The sequence below is a fragment of the Streptomyces sp. NPDC001617 genome (genome assembly GCF_053596855.1).
In genome coordinates this window covers 103308-121140 of record NZ_JBSFHA010000025.1, presented here as the reverse complement: position 1 = coordinate 121140, position 17833 = coordinate 103308, and the positions used below count along the sequence as shown (strand labels likewise).

The 17833-nt window shown below is 70.4% G+C and carries 15 protein-coding genes; 8 read left to right on the top strand and 7 right to left on the bottom strand.

Annotated elements, in window-relative coordinates; all coding sequences use genetic code 11:
• Positions 1–58: 58 nt before the first annotated feature.
• The 5 genes from ACWC09_RS20705 to ACWC09_RS20685 all read left to right on the top strand — a co-directional run bounded on the left by ACWC09_RS20705 (position 59) and on the right by ACWC09_RS20685 (position 5149).
• Positions 59–1393, top strand: coding sequence for a sulfate adenylyltransferase subunit 1 (locus tag ACWC09_RS20705; RefSeq protein ID WP_450852018.1), 1335 nt, complete (start codon positions 59–61; stop codon positions 1391–1393).
• A 222-nt stretch (positions 1394–1615) separates the two neighbouring features.
• Positions 1616–2728, top strand: coding sequence for an aliphatic sulfonate ABC transporter substrate-binding protein (locus ACWC09_RS20700; RefSeq protein WP_450852017.1), 1113 nt, complete (start codon positions 1616–1618; stop codon positions 2726–2728).
• Positions 2729–2733: 5 nt separating this feature from the next.
• Positions 2734–3537: an ABC transporter ATP-binding protein gene (locus ACWC09_RS20695; RefSeq protein ID WP_450852016.1), complete on the top strand. Its 804-nt coding sequence runs from the start codon at positions 2734–2736 to the stop codon at positions 3535–3537.
• Positions 3524–4402, top strand: a complete 879-nt coding sequence (locus tag ACWC09_RS20690; RefSeq protein ID WP_450852015.1) for an ABC transporter permease — start codon at positions 3524–3526, stop codon at positions 4400–4402. Before ACWC09_RS20695 ends, ACWC09_RS20690 begins: the two co-directional genes overlap by 14 nt.
• Before the next feature lie 6 nt (positions 4403–4408).
• Positions 4409–5149, top strand: a complete 741-nt coding sequence (locus ACWC09_RS20685) for a sirohydrochlorin chelatase (protein WP_450852014.1) — start codon at positions 4409–4411, stop codon at positions 5147–5149.
• Here ACWC09_RS20685 and ACWC09_RS20680 read toward each other — a convergent pair.
• Together ACWC09_RS20680 and ACWC09_RS20675 are read right to left on the bottom strand one after the other, a co-directional pair.
• Positions 5146–6087, bottom strand: a complete 942-nt coding sequence (locus tag ACWC09_RS20680) for a phosphotransferase family protein (RefSeq protein WP_450852013.1) — start codon at positions 6085–6087, stop codon at positions 5146–5148. The two genes, ACWC09_RS20685 and ACWC09_RS20680, sit on opposite strands and share 4 nt — an antisense overlap.
• An 18-nt stretch (positions 6088–6105) precedes the next feature.
• Entirely contained in the window at positions 6106–7116 is a 1011-nt protein-coding gene (locus ACWC09_RS20675; RefSeq protein ID WP_450852012.1) for an ArsR family transcriptional regulator, read from the bottom strand.
• Positions 7117–7172: 56 nt separating this feature from the next.
• Between ACWC09_RS20675 and ACWC09_RS20670 the strand changes: the two genes are divergently transcribed.
• A complete protein-coding gene (locus tag ACWC09_RS20670) occupies positions 7173–8468 on the top strand; it encodes an MFS transporter (protein ID WP_450852011.1) in 1296 nt (431 codons plus the stop codon).
• Positions 8469–8562: 94 nt separating this feature from the next.
• Here ACWC09_RS20670 and ACWC09_RS20665 read toward each other — a convergent pair whose 3' ends face one another.
• The 4 genes from ACWC09_RS20665 to ACWC09_RS20650 all read right to left on the bottom strand — a co-directional run bounded on the left by ACWC09_RS20665 (position 8563) and on the right by ACWC09_RS20650 (position 13614).
• On the bottom strand, positions 8563–11169 hold the full coding sequence (locus ACWC09_RS20665) for a fibronectin type III domain-containing protein (RefSeq protein ID WP_450852010.1): 2607 nt from the start codon (positions 11167–11169) through the stop codon (positions 8563–8565).
• Between the two features lie 124 nt (positions 11170–11293).
• Positions 11294–11911 (bottom strand): mycothiol-dependent nitroreductase Rv2466c family protein, encoded by a 618-nt coding sequence (locus ACWC09_RS20660; protein ID WP_450852009.1) that lies wholly within the window; start codon positions 11909–11911, stop codon positions 11294–11296.
• A gap of 55 nt (positions 11912–11966) precedes the next feature.
• Positions 11967–12560 (bottom strand): TIGR03086 family metal-binding protein, encoded by a 594-nt coding sequence (locus ACWC09_RS20655; protein ID WP_450852008.1) that lies wholly within the window; start codon positions 12558–12560, stop codon positions 11967–11969.
• Positions 12561–12585: 25 nt separating this feature from the next.
• Positions 12586–13614 (bottom strand): ketopantoate reductase family protein, encoded by a 1029-nt coding sequence (locus tag ACWC09_RS20650; RefSeq protein WP_450852007.1) that lies wholly within the window; start codon positions 13612–13614, stop codon positions 12586–12588.
• 84 nt (positions 13615–13698) lie between these two features.
• On the opposite strand from ACWC09_RS20650, the gene ACWC09_RS20645 reads away from it, so the two are divergent.
• On the top strand, positions 13699–14559 hold the full coding sequence (locus tag ACWC09_RS20645) for a transglutaminase-like domain-containing protein (protein ID WP_450852006.1): 861 nt from the start codon (positions 13699–13701) through the stop codon (positions 14557–14559).
• On the opposite strand, the gene ACWC09_RS20640 is transcribed toward ACWC09_RS20645, so the two are convergent.
• Positions 14546–15094, bottom strand: coding sequence for a DUF1697 domain-containing protein (locus ACWC09_RS20640; RefSeq protein WP_450852005.1), 549 nt, complete (start codon positions 15092–15094; stop codon positions 14546–14548). The two genes, ACWC09_RS20645 and ACWC09_RS20640, sit on opposite strands and share 14 nt — an antisense overlap.
• Positions 15095–15480: 386 nt before the next feature.
• Here ACWC09_RS20640 and ACWC09_RS20635 point away from each other — a divergent pair, with 386 nt between their 5' ends.
• The gene (locus ACWC09_RS20635; protein ID WP_450852004.1) at positions 15481–17736 is read left to right on the top strand and encodes an MMPL family transporter; all 2256 of its coding nucleotides are present in this window, start codon (positions 15481–15483) and stop codon (positions 17734–17736) included.
• Positions 17737–17833 lie beyond the last annotated feature (97 nt).

Sequence of the window (17833 nt, the reverse complement as noted above, 5' to 3'; positions counted from 1 at the left end):
ACGACAAGATGTCCGAGGCCGCGATGGAAGACCGTAAGCGCGAGGGGTACTTCTAAGCATGAGCACGACCACGACCGAGGCCCTCTCGGACACGACCCTCCTGCGGTTCGCCACCGCCGGCTCCGTCGACGACGGCAAGTCCACGCTCGTCGGACGGCTGCTGCACGACTCCAAGTCGGTCCTCACCGACCAGCTGGAGGCCGTCGAGCACGCCTCCCGCAACCGCGGCCAGGAGGCCCCCGACCTCGCGCTGCTGACCGACGGACTGCGCGCCGAGCGCGAGCAGGGCATCACGATCGACGTGGCGTACCGCTACTTCGCCACGCCCAAGCGGCGGTTCATCCTCGCCGACACGCCCGGACACGTGCAGTACACCCGCAACATGGTGACGGGTGCCTCCACGGCCGAGCTGACGGTGATCCTGGTCGACGCCCGCAACGGCGTCGTCGAGCAGACGCGCCGGCACGCCGCGATCGCCGCGCTGCTGCGCGTCCCGCACGTGGTGCTCGCCGTCAACAAGATGGACCTGGTCGAGTACCGGGAAAGCGTCTTCGCCTCGATCGCCGAGGAGTTCACGGCGTACGCGCTGGAGCTGGGCGTCCCGGAGATCACCGCGATCCCGATCTCGGCGCTGGCCGGCGACAACGTGGTGGACCCGTCCGCGAACATGGACTGGTACGGCGGGCCGACCTTCCTGGAACACCTGGAAACCGTTCCCACCAGCCACGACCTGAGCCACTGCCACGCGCGCCTTCCGGTGCAGTACGTGATCCGGCCGCAGACCGCAGAGCACCCGGACTACCGGGGTTACGCGGGCCAGATCGCCGCCGGTTCGTTCCACGTCGGCGAGGCGGTGACCGTGCTGCCGTCCGGGCGTGCGACGAAGATCTCCGGCATCGACCTGCTGGGCGAGCCGGTCGACGTCGCCTGGACCACCCAGTCGGTGACGATCCTCCTGGAGGACGACATCGACATCTCGCGCGGCGACCTGATCGTGCCCAGCAAGGACGCCCCGCCGACCACCCAGGACATCGAGGCGACCGTCTGCCATGTCGCCGACCAGCCGCTGACCGTCGGTCACCGGGTACTGCTCAAGCACGGCACCCGCACGGTCAAGGCGATCGTCAAGGACATCCCCTCCCGTCTCACGCTCGACGACCTGTCCCTGCACCCGCACCCGGGACAGCTCGTCGCCAACGACATCGGCCGCGTGAAGATCCGCACCGCGGAGCCGCTGCCGGTGGACTCGTACGCCGACTCGCGCCGCACGGGTTCGTTCATCCTGATCGACCCCAGCGACGGCACCACGCTCACCGCGGGCATGGTCGGCGAGTCGTTCGCGTCCCCCGAGCCCGTCAAGGACGAGGCCGAGGACGACGGGTGGGATTTCTGACATGACCTCCACCGACTACTACTCCACGTTCGCGAAGGAGGGCGGCCGCATCGGCAGCGGTGCTCTCGGCAGCGGGCAGGGCGGAGTGGCGCGATGTGTGCGTTGACGTACGCGCACTGCCTGCGCGCCCTCACCCCCCCACCGCCGTAGACGCAAACTGCCGATCTCCCGGCCACGACCTGAGAGACCGTGACCGCCGGGCCAACGAGAGGAAAGCCTCCCGTGCCTGTCAACCGCTCATCGCTCCTTCGCCGCGGCGTCGCCGTGGCAGCCGCACTTCCCCTGCTCACGCTCGCCGCTTGCGGCTACGGGTCCAAGTCCACGGCCGACAACGCCAAGGAGAAGGTCGCCGCAGGTTCGTCGAAGATCGACGGTCTCGGCTCCGTCAAGATCGGCTACTTCGGCAACCTGACCCACGGCACCGCTCTGGTCGCCCGTCAGCAGGGCCTGTTCCAGAAGGAGCTGGGTGCCACCAAGGCGGACTACCAGATCTTCAACGCCGGCCCCTCGGAAATCGAGGCCCTCAACTCGGGCTCCATCGACATCGGTTGGATCGGCCCGTCCCCGGCGATCAACGGTTACGTCAAGTCCGACGGCAAGGGCCTGAAGATCATCGGCGGTTCGGCGTCCGGCGGTGTGAAGCTCGTCGTCAACCCGAAGAAGATCAAGTCCCTGAAGGACGTCAAGGGCAAGAAGATCGCCACCCCGCAGCTCGGCAACACGCAGGACGTGGCGTTCCTCAACTGGATCGCCGACCAGGGCTGGAAGGTCGACGCGAACACCGGCAAGGGCGATGTGTCGGTGATCCGTACCGACAACAAGATCACCCCGGACGCCTACGCGTCCGGTTCCATCGACGGTGCCTGGGTGCCGGAGCCGACCGCGTCCAAGCTGGTCGCGGAGGGCGGCAAGGTGCTGCTCGACGAGGCGTCGCTGTGGCCGGACAAGAAGTTCGTGATCACGAACATCATCGTGCGGCAGGCCTTCCTCAAGGAGCACCCGAAGGCCGTCGAGGCCGTGCTGAAGGCGTCGGTCGAGGCCAACAAGTGGATCAACGCCAACTCCGACAAGGCGAAGGCGGTGGCGAACAAGCAGCTGGAGGCGGACTCGGGCAAGGCGCTCCCGGCGGACGTCCTGGACCCGGCCTGGAAGTCGATCCAGTTCACCGACGACCCGCTGGCCTCCACCCTCAACACCGAGGCGGCGCACGCGGTCAAGGCCGGTCTGCTGGAGAAGCCGGACCTCCAGGGCATCTACGACCTCACGATCCTCAACAAGGTCCTCAAGGCCGAGGGCGAGAACACGGTCGACGACGCCGGTCTCGGCGCCAGCTGACCCCGATGAGTTCCCAGGAGGTGACGACCATGGCAACGACCCTCGCCAAGGCCGAAGAGTCGGTGGAGTACGCCGCTCGCCTTGAGCATGTCTCGAAGTCCTTCGCAGGACCGGGCGGGCAGCAGCTCGTCCTGGACGACATCAGCATCGATGTCGCGCCCGGCGAGTTCGTCACCCTCCTGGGGGCCTCGGGCTGCGGCAAGTCCACTCTGCTGAACCTGGTGGCGGGCCTGGACAAGCCGACCGTCGGCTCCATCGCGACGGACGGGCGCCCGGCCCTGATGTTCCAGGAGCACGCCCTGTTCCCGTGGCTGACCGCGGGCAAGAACATCGAACTCGCCCTCAAACTCAGGGGGGTTGCGAAGGCCGAGCGGCGCGACAAGGCCGAGGAGCTGCTCGAACTCGTCCGGCTGAAGGGCGCGTACGGCAAGCGCGTCCACGAGCTGTCGGGCGGGATGCGCCAGCGCGTGGCGCTGGCCCGGGCGCTCGCCCAGGAGAGCAACCTGCTGCTGATGGACGAGCCGTTCGCGGCCCTCGACGCCATCACGCGGGACGTGCTGCACGACGAGCTGACGCGGATCTGGGCGGAGACGGGCCTGTCCGTCCTCTTCGTCACGCACAACGTGCGCGAGGCGGTACGGCTCGCGCAGCGTGTGATCCTGCTGTCGTCCCGTCCGGGGCGGATCGCACGCGAGTGGGAGGTCGGCATCCCGCAGCCGCGTCGCATCGAGGACGCGCCCGTGGCCGAACTGTCCCTTGAGATCACCGATGTACTGCGTGGGGAGATCCGCCGTCATGGCCAGCACTGAGACGACGCCGGCGCAGGACGCCGGAAGTGTCGAGGCCGGCCTCGACGCGCTGGAGACCACGGCCACCGGCCGTACGCCCTTCAGCCAGACCTTCAAGAACAAGATCCTGCCGCCCATCATCGCCGTCGTCGTGGTGCTGGTGGCCTGGACCCTGCTCTACCCGGTCGTCGACAACCCGTCGAAGCTGCCCTCCCCCGCCGATGTCTGGGGTGAGGTCGAGGACCAGTGGCTCAAGGGGACCCTGCTCTCCTACATCTGGGGCAGCGTCTCCCGGGGTCTGCTCGGCTTCCTGATGGCGCTGGTCATCGGTACGCCCCTGGGCCTGCTGGTGGCGCGGGTGAAGTTCGTGCGGGCGGCGTTCGGCCCGATCCTGTCCGGCCTGCAGTCGCTGCCCTCGGTCGCCTGGGTCGCGCCCGCGGTGATCTGGCTGGGCCTGGACAACTCGGTGATGTTCACGGTGATCCTGCTGGGCGCCGTGCCCTCGATCGCCAACGGTCTGGTGTCCGGCGTCGACCAGGTGCCCCCGCTGTTCCTGCGGGCGGGCCGCACCCTGGGTGCGACGGGGCTGCGCGGCACCTGGCACATCGTGATGCCCGCGGCGCTGCCCGGCTATGTGGCCGGTCTGAAGCAGGGCTGGGCGTTCTCCTGGCGTTCGCTGATGGCCGCCGAGATCATCGCCCAGTCGCCGGACATGGGCATGGGGCTTGGCCAGCTGCTGGAGGTGGGCCGCACCAACAGCAGCATGGCGACCGTTTTCCTCGCCATCCTGCTCATCCTGTTCGTCGGCATAGCGATCGACCTGCTGATCTTCAGCCCGCTGGAGCGATGGGTGCTGCGCAGTCGCGGTCTGCTGGTGAAGAGCTGAACTCCCATGCACACGAAGCCCGTTCTCCTCGTGATAGCCCACGGCAGCCGCGACCCGCGGCACGCCGCGACCGTGCACGCCCTGGTGCGTCGCGTACGGTCGCTGCGGCCGGGTCTGCGCGTGGAGACGGGCTTCCTGGACTTCAACATCCCGTCCGTCCATGGAGTGTTGGAATCCTTGGCGGCGGAGGGCGTCCGTGAAGTCGTGGCCCTCCCCCTCCTGTTGACCCGCGCGTTCCACGCGAAGGCGGACATCCCCGCGGTCCTGCGGGACGCGCCACCGCGGCTGCGGATCAGACAGGCGGAGGTACTGGGTCCCTCCCCCTTGTTGCTCCGGGCCCTCGAACGGCGTTTGTACGAGGCCGGGTTGACCCCGGCCGACAAGTCCTCGACCGGGGTCGTGCTGGCGTCGGCGGGGTCCACCGACCCGGAGGCGATCGCGGTGATCGCAGATATCGCGCGGGAGTGGCGGCACACCGGTTGGTGCGCCGTGCGACCCGCGTTCGCCTCCGCGTCCCTGCCCCGTACCGAGGACGCGGTACGGGAGTTGAGGGAACTGGGCTGCAAGCACGTCGCCGTCGCCCCGTACGTCCTGGCCCCCGGTTTCCTGCCGGACCGCATCGCGCGGGGCGCGGCGGAGGCGGATGTGCTCGCCGAGGTGCTGGGTCCGGCACCGGAGGTGGCGCGGTTGCTGCTGGAGCGGTACGACGCGGCGCGGACGCCGGTGCTGGCGGCTGTCGGCGCCTAGGCGAGCAGCGCCAGGAGGTACTCCTCCAGGCGCCCGGTGAGAACGGCCGGTGTCAGGTCGGTCCGGCCGAGTTCCCGCCAGGGGACGGCGACCTTCTCCGCGTCCGGTGCGAAGGCCAGGGCGTCCAGGAGGCGCCAGTACAGGTGGGCTTCGCGGTCGTCGTCGAGGGTTCCGCCGGCCGCGCGGTAGTGGTCGGCCAGTCGCAGGCCGACGGGCACGCCGTGCAGCAGGGCGAGGGCGGTCGAGCAGTGGGCCACGTCCAGGTCGGCCGGTCCCCAGGACGTCTCCACCCAGTCCACGACACCCGTGACGGCCAGGTCGGCGCCCTGTCCCGTGAAGAGAACGTTTCCTGGGTGGAAGTCACGGTGCAGGAAAACCGACCGGTGGGCGGGGGCGGGACGCCCGATCACGTCCACCGCCCGCCGCCACAGCCCGGGCCGCGCGGTGTCCTCGGGGACCCGGACCCGCTCGGGGCTCGTCCACGCCTGGTACGGGCGCGGCCGGTCGGCCTCCGCCACCCGCAGCGTGTGGATGGCGACCAGCTGCCGGGCCAGCAGTTCGCTCTTCCGCTCGATGTCCTCCTCGTCCAGGCGCACGCTCCCCGACAGCAGCGACATCGCCAGCGACGGATGGTCGCAGTGCTCCCCCGCCGCGTCGACGGCGTGCAGCCGGGCCGCCGGCACGGTCGTGTCGGCGAGCAGGCGCAGGATGTCCGCCTCGCGCGTGAGCAGCCCCGACGCGTGCTTCAGAAAGAAGGGTTGGACGAAGGAGCGCAGTACGAGGGTGTACGGCTCACCCGACGCGCCCTCGATGTCGAGGCGCCGCATGCTCGACGTCCAGCCGCCCCGCAACGCGCTCACCGCTCGGATGCGGTCGCCGGGGCGCAGGCTCTTCTCCACCCACAGACGGGTGTGGGACCAGTCCTCAGCCATGGTCATGCGGACGAGCCTACTGATCTACCGATCGCGGCACAGCTCGTCGCCGAGCGAGGTGCGCGCGTACCGGACGATCCGTCCGCTCCGGGTGCGGCTCAGCAACCCCGCGTCGTAGAGAACCGCCAGATGCTGGCTGACGGCGCCCGGAGTGACTTCCAGACGGTGCGCGAGTTCGGTCGTGGAGGCCGGTTGTGCCAGCAGGAGGAGCAGACGGGCCCTGGGGCGGCCGAGGAGGCGGGCCAGGGCGGTGTCGGTGACCGGGGGCGGTGTCTCGGAGAGGGTGGCGCGGCCGTAGGCCGGGTACATCAGCGTCGGCGGGCGTGAGGGGTCGATCAGGGGCTGGGCGCCCTTCGCGAACATGGTCGGCAGCAGGACCAGGCCGCGTCCGGCGATGCTCGTGTCGGTCCAGGAGGTCTGCAGCACGAAGTCCCGCGTGGACAGCAGGAGTTGGCCGTCGGTCCAGGCGAGCCGGTCGTCGAGCCCCGCGAACAGCGCGCCCGCGCCCTGTTCCGCCAACACCCGTGCCCGGTGGGCGAGATCGGCCTCCAGGATGCTCTGCACCCGCGGCCACCAGGCCTCGGCGAGGCAGGTGTGCCAGTAGGCGTCGAGGGCGTCGGTGAGACGGGCGAGGAACGCGACGGGGTCGGTCAGACCGTCGGAGACGACCGGCGGCAGAGAGCCTCCGTCCCCGGTCCGGTACGTGGCGTGGAAATCGGTGACGACGACGTCCGGCGGGGTCTGCCGCAGCGTGTCCAGCTCGTCGGTGAAGGCGGGGCGGGCGCGTGCGGGGCGCGGGGTGAGGAAGTCCGGCACCCAGAACCACGGGGCGGACAGGGCGGTGAGCACCTCGGCGTCGAGGGCGGCCAGGCGGGGGCGGATACGGCGCAGCCACGGGCGGTGGTGCGGATAGCGGGCGGGGTCGTGCAGACAGCGCAGCGAGAACACCGTCTCCTGGAGCGGCGAGTAGGCGAAGGAGGTGGTGGCCAGGTCGCCCACCGCGAAGCGGAACTCGATCGTGCGGCTCTCGTCCATTGAGTCCCACGCTAAATCATTGTCCGAGCCGGGCCGTCGGCGGCTTCGCTGTACGCATGACCACGACACCCGTCTCGCCCGCGTCCGACCGGGACGGTGGAGGTACCGGCGCCACACGCGCCGCCGGCCTCCTCCCCACCGACCCCGCCCTGCGCCGCGCCACGGTGCTGACGATCCTCAACTCCCTGGGAAACGGTCTCTACTTCCCCCTCGGCGTCCTGTACTTCACCCGCATTGTCGGCCTCGACGCGACCGCCGTCGGCCTCGGACTGACGGTGGCGGGGCTGGTCGGCGTGGCGGCCGGGGTGCCCGCCGGGCGGGCCGCGGACCGGTGGGGCGCCCGGCAGGTGGGGGCGCTGCTGTGGGCCGGCACGGGGATGGCCACGGCGGGCTACGTGTTCGTCCACTCCTACGCCGGTTTCCTCGCCGCGGTCGTCTGCGGGACCGGGTTGCAGATGGCGAGCCGCGGGGTGCAGGGCGCCGTGTACGCCGATGTGCTGCCGGCGGCATCGCGGGTGGAGGCGCGGGCGTATCTGCGGATGGTGACGAACGTCGGGATGGGCGTGGGCGGCGCGTTCGGGGCGGTCGCACTCCAACTCGACACGCGCGGAGCCTATGTGACGGTGATTCTGGTCAACGCCTTGTCGTTCCTGGCGCCCGCCCTGTTGCTGCGCCGGCTGCCGCTCGCGCCGCACGCGCGGGAGCGGATCGCGGCCGACGCACCGGTGACCGACCGATGGCGGGCGGTGCGGGACCTGCCGTACCTCGCGGTGACCGTCCTCAACGCGGTGCTGGTCGTCCAGTACACGCTGTCCGACGTCGGCCTGCCCCTCTGGATCGTGGAGCGCACCGAGGCACCGCGCTGGACGGCGGCCCTGCTGATGATCGTGAACTGCGTGCTGGTGGCCCTGCTCCAGGTACGGGTCGCCCGCCGCGCTTCCCGAGTCCCCGGCGCGGTGAGGGCGATGAGCTGGTCCGGCCTCCTGCTCGCGGCGGCCTGCGCGGTGTACGCCGTCTCGGCCGGCCTCTCCCCCGTCTGGGCGGTGCTCGCGCTGACGGTCGGCGCGGTGGTGCAGGTCTTCGCCGAGGTGTTCTCGGCCGCGGGCGGCTGGACCCTTGGCTACGAACTCGCCGACGCCCGCGCCCACGGCGTCTACCAGGGCGTGTTCGGCGCGGGTTTCTCGGCCGGGATGATGGCGGGCCCGGCCCTGGTCACGGTGACCGCGATCCAGCACGGCCGGGTCGGCTGGGCCGTGCTCGGCGTGCTGTTCGCAGCCGCGGGCCTCGCGATCCGTCCCGCCGTGCGCTGGGCACGGCGGGACGGGGAGTGGCGGGGCGAGGCGACGGCCTGAGTGCGGCCGGCAGGACTTCACACTCGGGGCTGCGCTCTCAGGACGGCCCTCGCAGGACGTCACTCTCGGGACTGTTCTCTCAGGAAGTGTTCTCTCAGGACTTCGTCGTCGCCGTCACCGTGGCCGTGGGCCCGGTGCCCGCCGCCGTCACCGCCGCGACGGTCACCGTGTACGACGTACCGGGCTTCAGACCACCGATGACCCGGAACATGCCCTTGGCCGAGGGCTGGGTGACCAGGACGTCCCGGCCGGTGACGTCGATCGGGGTGCGGCCGTCGGAGACGGTCACCCGGTAGCCGACGATCTTCGCGTCCCCGGTCGCGGTGGGCGGGGTCCAGGCGAGGGTGGCCGCCGTGGACGCCGCGCGCAGCTTGGGGGCGGTGGGCGCGGCGGGCAGGGCGGTCGCCGCCGTGGGGGTCAGCGGCAGCGAGGCGAGGGACGCGGCGCTGGTGCCGTGCGCGTTGCTCGCGGTGACCGTCACGGTGAACGGCCCGCCGGACGAGGGCAGTCCACCGATCCGGACCAGGGCCGACCGCTTGAACTCGGCGGCGGATACGCCCTGTTGGCCGACCAGCTTGCCCGCCGTGTCGTACGCCCGTGCCGTGTACGACGTCACCGGCGAACCACCGTCCGCGAAGGTCGGGTTGAAGGTCACGTACAACGCGTCCGCGCCCGCCGTGCTGGTGCCGACGCGCGAGGGCGCCTCGGGCACGGACACGGCGCCGACACGTCGGTCGAGCAGACCGCGGTAGGCGGGCTCCAGTCCGGCGTTGTTCAGCACGTCCGACGGTACGTCGGACAGGGCGGTCATGATCCGGTTCCCGGTCGTCACCAGCCCCTTGTCGTCGCCGTCGGCCGTGCCCTCCTCCCACCAGTTGTCCTTGACAAGGGTCGGGTCGTTGTTGCCGAGGTCGTCGCGGTAGTCGGTGTGCCGGGAGGCGACGTTGGCATAGGAAGCGTTGTAGAGGACGTTTCCCTGGACGGTCTCGTAGGTGCAGCCGTTGTCGGTGTAGACGTTCTTGCCCAGGCCCCACTGGTCGTGGATGACGTTTCCGGTGACTTTCTCTCCGTCGGTCATGGAGGTGCCGGTCAACCCCTGGGTGTAGATGCCACCGCCGTCGTCGAGACCCTGCATGTAGTCGAAGATCAGGTTGTCGCGGACGGTGTTGTCATGGCTCGGGTTCGGGGTGGCCGCGTCCCTGATCTTGTCGGGCCAGCCGCCCCAGCCCATCGAGACGGCGGAGTAGCCGACGTGGTCGATCTGGTTGTGGGCGAGGGTGTTGCCCTGGGTGTATCCGTTGAGGATGGCGACACCGCCGTGGTACTCGCGCGGCAGGCCGTAGAGGTGATTGTCCGTCACCTGGACGCCGGAGGCCGGGGTTTCGCCGTCCACTGTGCCGATCTCCAGCCCGTTGCCGGAGATGTCGGTGAAGACGCTGCCGCTCACGGACGAGTCCTTGCTCCCTGTTCCCAGGTCCAGCCCGGACGCGCCGAGATGGGCGAAGACGTCGTCGGCGAACCGGATGTGCTGCCCGTAGGCGAATGACACGTTGCCGGGCATCTTCGTCCAGGACGCGAACGGGCACGTCCCGCCCTCGACGTACTGGCACAGGCCCTGCGTGGCCCAGCCCGTCGCGCCGGTGATGGTGTAGCCGGCCTGGATCTCGGAGAAGCCCTCGGGCTGCGAGGGCGTCAGCCAGGTCGCATAACTGAACTGGATGCCGCGGAAGGCGATGTCGTGCACGGGCGCCTCCGCCGTGCCCCGCCCGTCGACCAACTTCTCGGCCGCCGCGGCCTCGACATCTGCGCGGGCGAGGTCCTCGCCCTTGCGCGGCAGGTAGTAAACGGTTCGCGCACTCTTGTCGAGGTACCACTCACCGGGCTGGTCGAGGAGTTCGTAAGCGTTCTCGACGTAGGACGCCTTCCCGCTGTTGGTGAGATGTCCCGGGCCGACCATGCTGACCGTACGGCCGGGGATGTCCGGGAACTCGACCCGCTTGTTGGAGTTGTCCCAGCAGGGCTGGGCCATGGTGATCGTGGTGCCCTCGGCGGAGGCGATGCGGCAGCGCGGCTCGGTCCACTGACCGAGGCCGTTGCGCTCGACGTTCCAGAGGGCCTCGCCGCTGGTGTAGACGAACTCGGCGTCGGAGGGGTGCTTCCAGTGGGCGATGGTGTCCGAGGAGGCGGTGTAGCCGGTGGCCGTCTGGGTGAGCGTGACCGGTACGGCCCCGCGAGCCCGCTGGGCGCGCACTCCGTCGACGTACAACTGCCGTGTGTCGCTGAGCCCTTGGGGTGCGGGCGCGGACCACAGTCCCTTGCGGCCCGGGACCTGGTGCCAGCCGACGACCTGGCGGCCGCCGCTGACGACGGTGGCGCCGGTGCCCTGCCAGATCACCTGGTGGCCGCCCGTGCCGGAGTCGCGGGCGTCGAGGACGAGCGGGCCCGACTGGCGGTAGGTGCCGGAGGCGAGGTGGACCGTGAGGTCGGACTTCAGGTCGGCGGCCCGGACGCGGACCAGGTCGCGGGCTCGCTGCAGGGTGCGGACGGGATGGCGTGCGCTGCCGTCGGCGTGGTCGTCGCCGGCGGGTGAGACATAGAGGTCGGAGGTCGCGGCCTGGGCCGGGGCCGCAAGGCCCGGGACGCCGAGGGCCAGTACGGCGGTGACGAGGGTGACCAGGGCGGCTCTTCGGTGCGTGGGCATGTACCCCTCCCGTGGGATCAGCCTGTACCCAACGCCGGGAAAGGTAGGAGCAATTGGGTGCCCCAGTCAATGAACGGGACGGAAATCGTCGTAACTCTGCACTCCCCCATAAGGATTCATCGGATCAGTCAAAGCGAAGGATTCCCGTGCGGGTGCGCTTCAGCTCGAAGAGGTCCGGGTCGGTGGCCACCACCCGGAAGCTGTCGAAGAGTTCGGCCGCGCGAGCACCCCGGGGAATCGCCCGCAGCACGGGCCCGAACCACACCGTGCCCTCCACATGAAGGGTGGGCGTGCCCACATGGCCGCCCGACTCGGGCTCGGCACCGGCCTCGTGGCTGCGGCGGACCGCCTCGTCGTACGACGGGTCGTGCGCGGCGGTGGCCAGGTCGGCCGCCAGGCCCAGTTCGGCGAGGGACTCGGCGACCACGGTGTCGAAGTCCTCGGTCTTCCGCTCGTGGATGCGGGTGCCGAAGGCCGTGTACAGATCGCGCAGCACCTTCTCCCCGTGCCGCTCCGCGGCCGCGACGGCGACCCGCACCGGGCCGATCGACCTGTCCACCAAGTCCCGGTACCAGTCGGGGAGTTCGTTGCCGAGGTTGTGCAGATGGAGGCTCATGGCGTGGAAACGGAGGTCGAGCGGGCGGGCGCGCTCGACCTCCAGCAACCAGCGGGAGGTGATCCAGGCGAAGGGACAGGCGGGGTCGAACCAGAAGTCGACACGGGTGGGTGCGGTGTTCGTCATGCGAACGACGCTAGTCGCGATGCGGTACAAGGTCGCGGCCCAATGGTGCAGTGTTCTACTGGCCCATTTTCGGGTCCCGTCCGCTGGAGGCGAGCGCTCGGTCGAACACGGGCGCGTCCTCCGGCACCGGCACGGGGTCGGCGAAGCCGTCGTACTGGCGGTAGAGGTCGCCGTGCCGGTCGACCACGTGGAGGACGAAGCGGGCCGCGTCGTCGGAGACCCGGAAGGCCTGACCGGTGGCGGTGGCCACGTCCCAGCCGTGCACGGCCATCTCCTTGATGACCATGGAGGCGATGTCGAGGGCCGGCACCTTCGCCATGCCGAGGTCGACCTCGCCCTCCCACACCGCGGGGTCGGCCCAGGCGGCGACGGCGCGGTCCAGCTGGGCGGCGTAGGCCGCGGGCCAGTCCGGGTCGGCGGTGAAGTCGCGGGAGGTCAGCTCCTCGGGGAGCTGCTTGCGCAGGGCGCGGTGCTCCAGGCCGTGGGAGGTGTAGAGGACCCAGTGGTTGACGAGGGCGCGGACGTCCCAGTCGGTGCAGTGGGTGGGCTCGCCGAGCCGTGCCGCCGGGACGCCACGCGCTACGCGGGCCGCCTCGGCGGCACACTCGGTCATGTACGTGTGCAGGTGCTTGGGGTCGTCGTACGTCATGCACCCCACGCTAGGAAGAGCCCGCTCAGGACTCTTGAACAAACGCGACAGCCTCGTCGGCCAGGCGGATCAGCTCCTCGATCGGCATCGAGCCCGGTGCCCGGCGCTCACGGGCGAAGGTGTTGGAGAGGTGCTGCAGCAGGTCGTTGAGCGGGGTCGGCACGCCGTGCAGGCGGCCGAGCAGCGCGATCTCGCCGTTGAGGTAGTCGGCCTCGATGGTGCCGGTGGCGCGGGTGAGGGACTGCCACGAGGAGCCGCCGCCGCGCGGGGCGCCGTCGAGGGGCACCAGGTCGACCTTGTGGCCGCGGAGCGCCTGCTGCTCCTCGACGCTCGCGTACCGGATCCCGGCGGCGTCGAGCACGGCCTCGCCCTCGGCCCGCACGCGTGCGCGCAGCGCGGCGCGGCCCTCCTGTCCCTCGTCCTGCCCGGCCAACGACTGGAGGGCGTTGGTGAGGTTGGTCAGCAGCTTGGCGTACTGCCAGCGCGTCACGTCCTCCACGACCGGCGCCTCGAGGAACCCTGTCTTCTCCAGGTCGGCGGCGACCAGCCGGGCGGTCTCGTCGGTTCCGTGCGGGTATCGGCCCAGGTGCAGCATGCCGGTGAGCGGGGCGCCGCCGGCGGAGACCTCACCCGGCTGGAGGTGGGTGGCCGGGAGCCAGACGCAGACGCCGTACACGTGCCGGAAGACACGCAGGGCAAGGCGCTGGCCCTCCACCCCGTTCTGCGCGCAGAACAGGGGCAGCCGCTCGGCCGCCGTGCCGCCGCCCGCGACCGGTGCCGGGCCCCAGGTCTGCAGGACGGCCACCGTGTCCTGCGTCTTGACGGCGAGGACGAGCACGTCGTCGGGGCGCAGCTCGCCGAGGCCGGCCGGGCCGTCGACGGTCGGGAGGTGGTACGTGTACGAGCCGTCCGGCACCCGCAGCCGCAGCCCGCCGTCCCGCAGCGCCTCGTGGTGCGCGCCCCGCGCGATCAGAACGACCTCGTGCCCGGCCCCCGCGAGACGCCCGCCGATCGCACCGCCGACGGCGCCCGCTCCGATGATGATGTAGCGCATGGGAAGAGCCTCGCACAGGCGTGTGTACAGGGCATGAAGCACGGGGTTGACCTTGCCCCTGGGGCAGGGTCGAGCGTCCTGGACATGGACAGCATGGACAGCTATCTGAAGCAGACGCCGTACAGCGATCCGGGAGACCTGGACACGAGTCGGCTGCCGCATGACCCCGGTGAACTCGCCCATCTGGTGAGGGGGTTGATCATCCACCGGGCGGAGGGCGAGCGTCTCGGCCACGAGATCCCGCGGGAGCGGCTGCACCACGACGCGGAGTCTCGGTACGTCGGTGAGATCCTGCGGATCCTGCGCGAGCGCTCGGACAGGGTTTTCGGCGAACCCCGGGCGTACGGAGAGCGGTTCGTCGGGACGTGCCGGGACTTCGCCCTGCTGCACGTGGCCCTGCTGCGGGCGACGGGCACCGCGGCCCGGGTGCGCGGGGGCTTCGGCACGTACTTCGTCGACGGCTTCCACGAGGATCACTGGATCACCGAGTACCGCCGCCCGGACGGGAGTTGGGGCCTGATGGACCCTCAGATCCTGCATCCCGGGTACGACCCGGACTTCGATCCGCTGGATGTGCCGCGGGACCGGTTCGTCGTGGCCGGCGAGGCATGGCGGGCCGTCCGGAAGGGGACGGCCGATCCCGCGACCTTCGGGCTCTCGTGGGACGAGAGTCTGCGGGGCGACTGGTTCGTCCGCCACAGCCTCGTCCTCGACCTGGCCTGCCGCAACGGTGTGGAGACCCTTCCGTGGGACGGCTGGCTCCCGCTGGCCGGCGTCGAGGAGCCGGGGACACCCTCGGCCGACGACCTCGCCCTCCTCGACGCGGTGGCCGCCGCCTCCGAGGAAGAGGCCGGCCGCCTCTCCTCGGACCCTCGTCTGGCCGCGCCGCGCGAGATCCTCTCGCTGGCCCCCTACCTGGGCCTCCGCACCGTCACTCTGCCGTGAGCTCCACCAGTTTCGTCGCGGTGTTCCAGTTCCGGGTCGTCGCGATCAACCCCTTGTTGATGCGCGGCTTGGCGAGGTGCACGGCGAGCTTGGACCGGCCGAGGCCGTCCGGGGCGTAGAGGTAGAGCGCACGGTCGCCGAGCCTGAACTCCTCCGGGAGATAGGCCTGTTGGTCGATCTCCTCGAACCTGTCGGCATCGACCGGGCCGGAGAAGTAGGTGACGTGGAGCTGCTTGGCCTCCAGCTCGGCGGCCGGGAAGGGGCAGGCCTCGACGATCGCCCGCAGATAGGCGTGGTCGCGCACGATCACGTCCACCGAGAAGCCGAACCGTTTCTCGATCGCCTGGGCGAGCTCGTCGGCCAGGGACTCCGCGTCGCCGTGGCCGGACGCGAAGACGGCCTGGCCGCTCTGGAGGTGGGTGCGTACAGAGTCGTGGCCGAGGCCCTCCATCAGCTGCCGCAGCTCGGCCATCGGCACCTTCTTCTTGCCGCCCACGTTGATCCCACGCAGCAGCGCCGCATACGTCGTCGTCATGGCGCACACCATAGAGCGGCCGTCGTGCCCCGTGGGGGTGGGCACGACGGCCGGGTCCGCGTGGCGCGGCTGCGCGAAACTCTCGCCGACCGGCCGGGCCGGAGGCAACGGCTACACGCAGCTGTTACTTACTCAACAAGGTTTCGTCATCACAAAGAGGAGCGAGGCCGACGGACCGGACACCCCGATCATTACCGCCGAGTAGCCCGGATAGATGTAAGGGGCCTCGGTCCTCCCCAACGGTGAGGCGGCCGGGTCCGTGGGGATGAGTCCGGGCCACGGCACTTCACCGGGGAGCACGACGAGACGGTCTTATCGCGGCCATACCTTCGAAGCGGAAGGTGGCGGCAGGGGGCTGTCACCGCATACAAGGGGGCAGGCCCGTCATGGGGAACGGAGAAACGCGGGTGCGGGGCATGGCCGCCCGGGCCGGCGGCTGGAGTGCCCGGCACCGATGGGCTGCCGTCGGTATCTGGGTGCTGTTCGTCGTCCTGGCGATGGGGATCGGTTCGGCGGCCGGCCGGGTCGACCTCAAGGACAGCGACCAGCTCAACGGCGAGACGCACACCGCCGCCAAGATCATCGATGACGCGGGGATCAAGGAACCGGCGAGCGAGACGGTCCTGATCCAGGCGAAGGACGGCCGGCTCAAGGCCACGGACGCCGAGTTCCGGGCGGCCGTCGGGGCGGTCGTCAAGGCGGTCGACGGGACCGGCAAGGTCACGGACGTGAAGTCGCCGTACACCACGGACACGATCTCCAAGGACGGGCGCAGCGCTCTGGTGCAGTTCGACATGCGTGGCGACGCCGAGACCGCGGGCGACCGTGTGGCGCCCGTGCTGAAGGCCGTCGCCGGGGTGCAGAAGGACCACGGGACGCTGCGGATCGAGGAGATCGGCAGCGCCAGCATGCAGAAGACCTTCGACGACGCGTTCGGGGACGACTTCCAGAAGGCCGAGCTCTCCGCGGTGCCGGTGGCTCTCGGCATTCTGCTGATCGCCTTCGGCGCGCTGGTGGCCGCGCTGCTTCCGGTCGCGCTGGCGATCACCGCGATCATGGCGACGATGGGTCTGATCGGCATCGTCAGCCATGTCCAGCCGATGACCGACACCGCCAACTCCGTGATGCTGCTGGTCGGTCTGGCCGTCGGCGTCGACTACTGCCTGTTCTATCTGCGCCGCGAGCGCGAGGAGCGGGCCGCCGGCCGTGACGGCCAGACGGCGCTGCGGATCGCCGCCGCCACCAGTGGCCGGGCGATCATCGTCTCCGGCATCACGGTGTGCGTGGCGATGGCGGGCATGCTCTTCACCGGGCTCGCCACCTTCGAGGGCATGGGCCTGGCCTCGCTGATGGTCGTCGCCGTCGCCATGGTCGGCTCGGTGACCGTCCTGCCGGCTCTTCTCTCGCTGCTGGGCGAGCGGGTCGAGAAGGGCCGTGTCCCCTTCCTGGCCAAGGCCATGGAACGCCGTGCCGCCCGCACGGGCGGGGAGAGCCGGTTCTGGACGGCCGTTCTGCGCGGGGTGCTCGCCAGGCCGCTGCTGTCGGTGGTCGTGGCGGCCGGCGCCCTGCTCGCCGTCGCCGCTCCCGCGGTCGGCATGAAGACCCAGAACCTCACGCTGGACCAGGAGTTCGGGAACTCGCTGCCGATCGTGCAGACGTACAACCGCGTCAACGACGCCTTCCCGGGCGGCTCGGAGCCGGCCGAGGTCGTCGTCAAGGCGAAGGACATCAACGCCCCGGAGGTGAAGTCCGCCCTCGCCGACTTCAAGGCACGGGCGGTCAGTTCGGGCGCCTCGCGCGGCCCGGTCCAGATCACGCTGCACGACGCGCAGAACATCGCCTACGTGTACGTCCCCCTGGTCGGCGGTTCCGATCTGGACAAGGCCGGTGCCAGCCTGGAGAAGCTGCGTGACGAGGTGCGCCCCGCAACCCTGGGCACGGTGGACGGCGTTCAGGCGCCGATCACCGGACAGGTCGCCGGTTCGCACGACTTCAACGCCCAGCTCGGCGGCGCGGTCGTCCCGGTCTTCGCCTTCGTCGTGGTCTTCGCCTTCGCGCTGATGCTGCTGTCGTTCCGCTCGCTGACCATCGCGATCACGTCGATCGTGCTCAACCTCCTTTCCGTGGGCGCCGCTTACGGCATCCTCGTCGCCGTCTTCCAGCACGGCTGGGGGGCCTCGCTGGTGGGCGCGGAGGGTGTCGGCGCGATCATCACCTGGCTGCCACTGTTCCTGTTCGTGATCCTGTTCGGGCTGAGCATGGACTACCACGTGTTCGTGGTCTCGCGGATCCGGGAGGCGCGGCTGCGCGGCCGTACGACGAGGGACGCGATCCAGCACGGTGTGGTCACCACGGCCGGTGTGGTCACCAGCGCCGCGGTCATCATGGTCGCCGTGTTCGCGATCTTCGGCACGCTGTCCATGCAGTCCATGAAGCAGATGGGCGTGGGCCTGGCGGCCGCGGTCCTCATCGACGCGACGATCATCCGGGGCGTGCTGCTCCCGGCGGTCATGGCACTGCTCGGCGAGCGCAACTGGTACCTGCCGACGTGGCTGAACCGGCTGCCCGACCTCACCCACGACGAGGCGCCGGAGGCCGTGGTGGCGTCGGCTCCGGAGCAGGGTGAGCGACTGAGGGTCTGAACCCTCCTACGACAGAGGGTCCGAACCCTCCTGTGACGAGGGCCCGTTGGTCTCCCGGGGGAACCAACGGGCCCTCGATCATGCGCGCTCGCGGTCG

What these genes read in the sequence shown, in the direction of transcription:
- ACWC09_RS20670 (WP_450852011.1), top strand. Translation starts at nt 7,173, where the DNA reads ATGACCACGACACCCGTCTCGCCCGCGTCCGACCGGGACGGTGGAGGT.
- ACWC09_RS20645 (WP_450852006.1), top strand. Translation starts at nt 13,699, where the DNA reads ATGGACAGCATGGACAGCTATCTGAAGCAGACGCCGTACAGCGATCCG.
- ACWC09_RS20660 (WP_450852009.1), bottom strand. Translation starts at nt 11,911, where the DNA reads ATGACGAACACCGCACCCACCCGTGTCGACTTCTGGTTCGACCCCGCC.
- ACWC09_RS20705 (WP_450852018.1), top strand. Translation starts at nt 59, where the DNA reads ATGAGCACGACCACGACCGAGGCCCTCTCGGACACGACCCTCCTGCGG.
- ACWC09_RS20640 (WP_450852005.1), bottom strand. Translation starts at nt 15,094, where the DNA reads ATGACGACGACGTATGCGGCGCTGCTGCGTGGGATCAACGTGGGCGGC.
- ACWC09_RS20650 (WP_450852007.1), bottom strand. Translation starts at nt 13,614, where the DNA reads ATGCGCTACATCATCATCGGAGCGGGCGCCGTCGGCGGTGCGATCGGC.
- ACWC09_RS20635 (WP_450852004.1), top strand. Translation starts at nt 15,481, where the DNA reads ATGGGGAACGGAGAAACGCGGGTGCGGGGCATGGCCGCCCGGGCCGGC.
- ACWC09_RS20680 (WP_450852013.1), bottom strand. Translation starts at nt 6,087, where the DNA reads ATGACCATGGCTGAGGACTGGTCCCACACCCGTCTGTGGGTGGAGAAG.
- ACWC09_RS20685 (WP_450852014.1), top strand. Translation starts at nt 4,409, where the DNA reads ATGCACACGAAGCCCGTTCTCCTCGTGATAGCCCACGGCAGCCGCGAC.
- ACWC09_RS20665 (WP_450852010.1), bottom strand. Translation starts at nt 11,169, where the DNA reads ATGCCCACGCACCGAAGAGCCGCCCTGGTCACCCTCGTCACCGCCGTA.
- ACWC09_RS20655 (WP_450852008.1), bottom strand. Translation starts at nt 12,560, where the DNA reads ATGACGTACGACGACCCCAAGCACCTGCACACGTACATGACCGAGTGT.
- ACWC09_RS20675 (WP_450852012.1), bottom strand. Translation starts at nt 7,116, where the DNA reads ATGGACGAGAGCCGCACGATCGAGTTCCGCTTCGCGGTGGGCGACCTG.
- ACWC09_RS20695 (WP_450852016.1), top strand. Translation starts at nt 2,734, where the DNA reads ATGAGTTCCCAGGAGGTGACGACCATGGCAACGACCCTCGCCAAGGCC.
- ACWC09_RS20690 (WP_450852015.1), top strand. Translation starts at nt 3,524, where the DNA reads ATGGCCAGCACTGAGACGACGCCGGCGCAGGACGCCGGAAGTGTCGAG.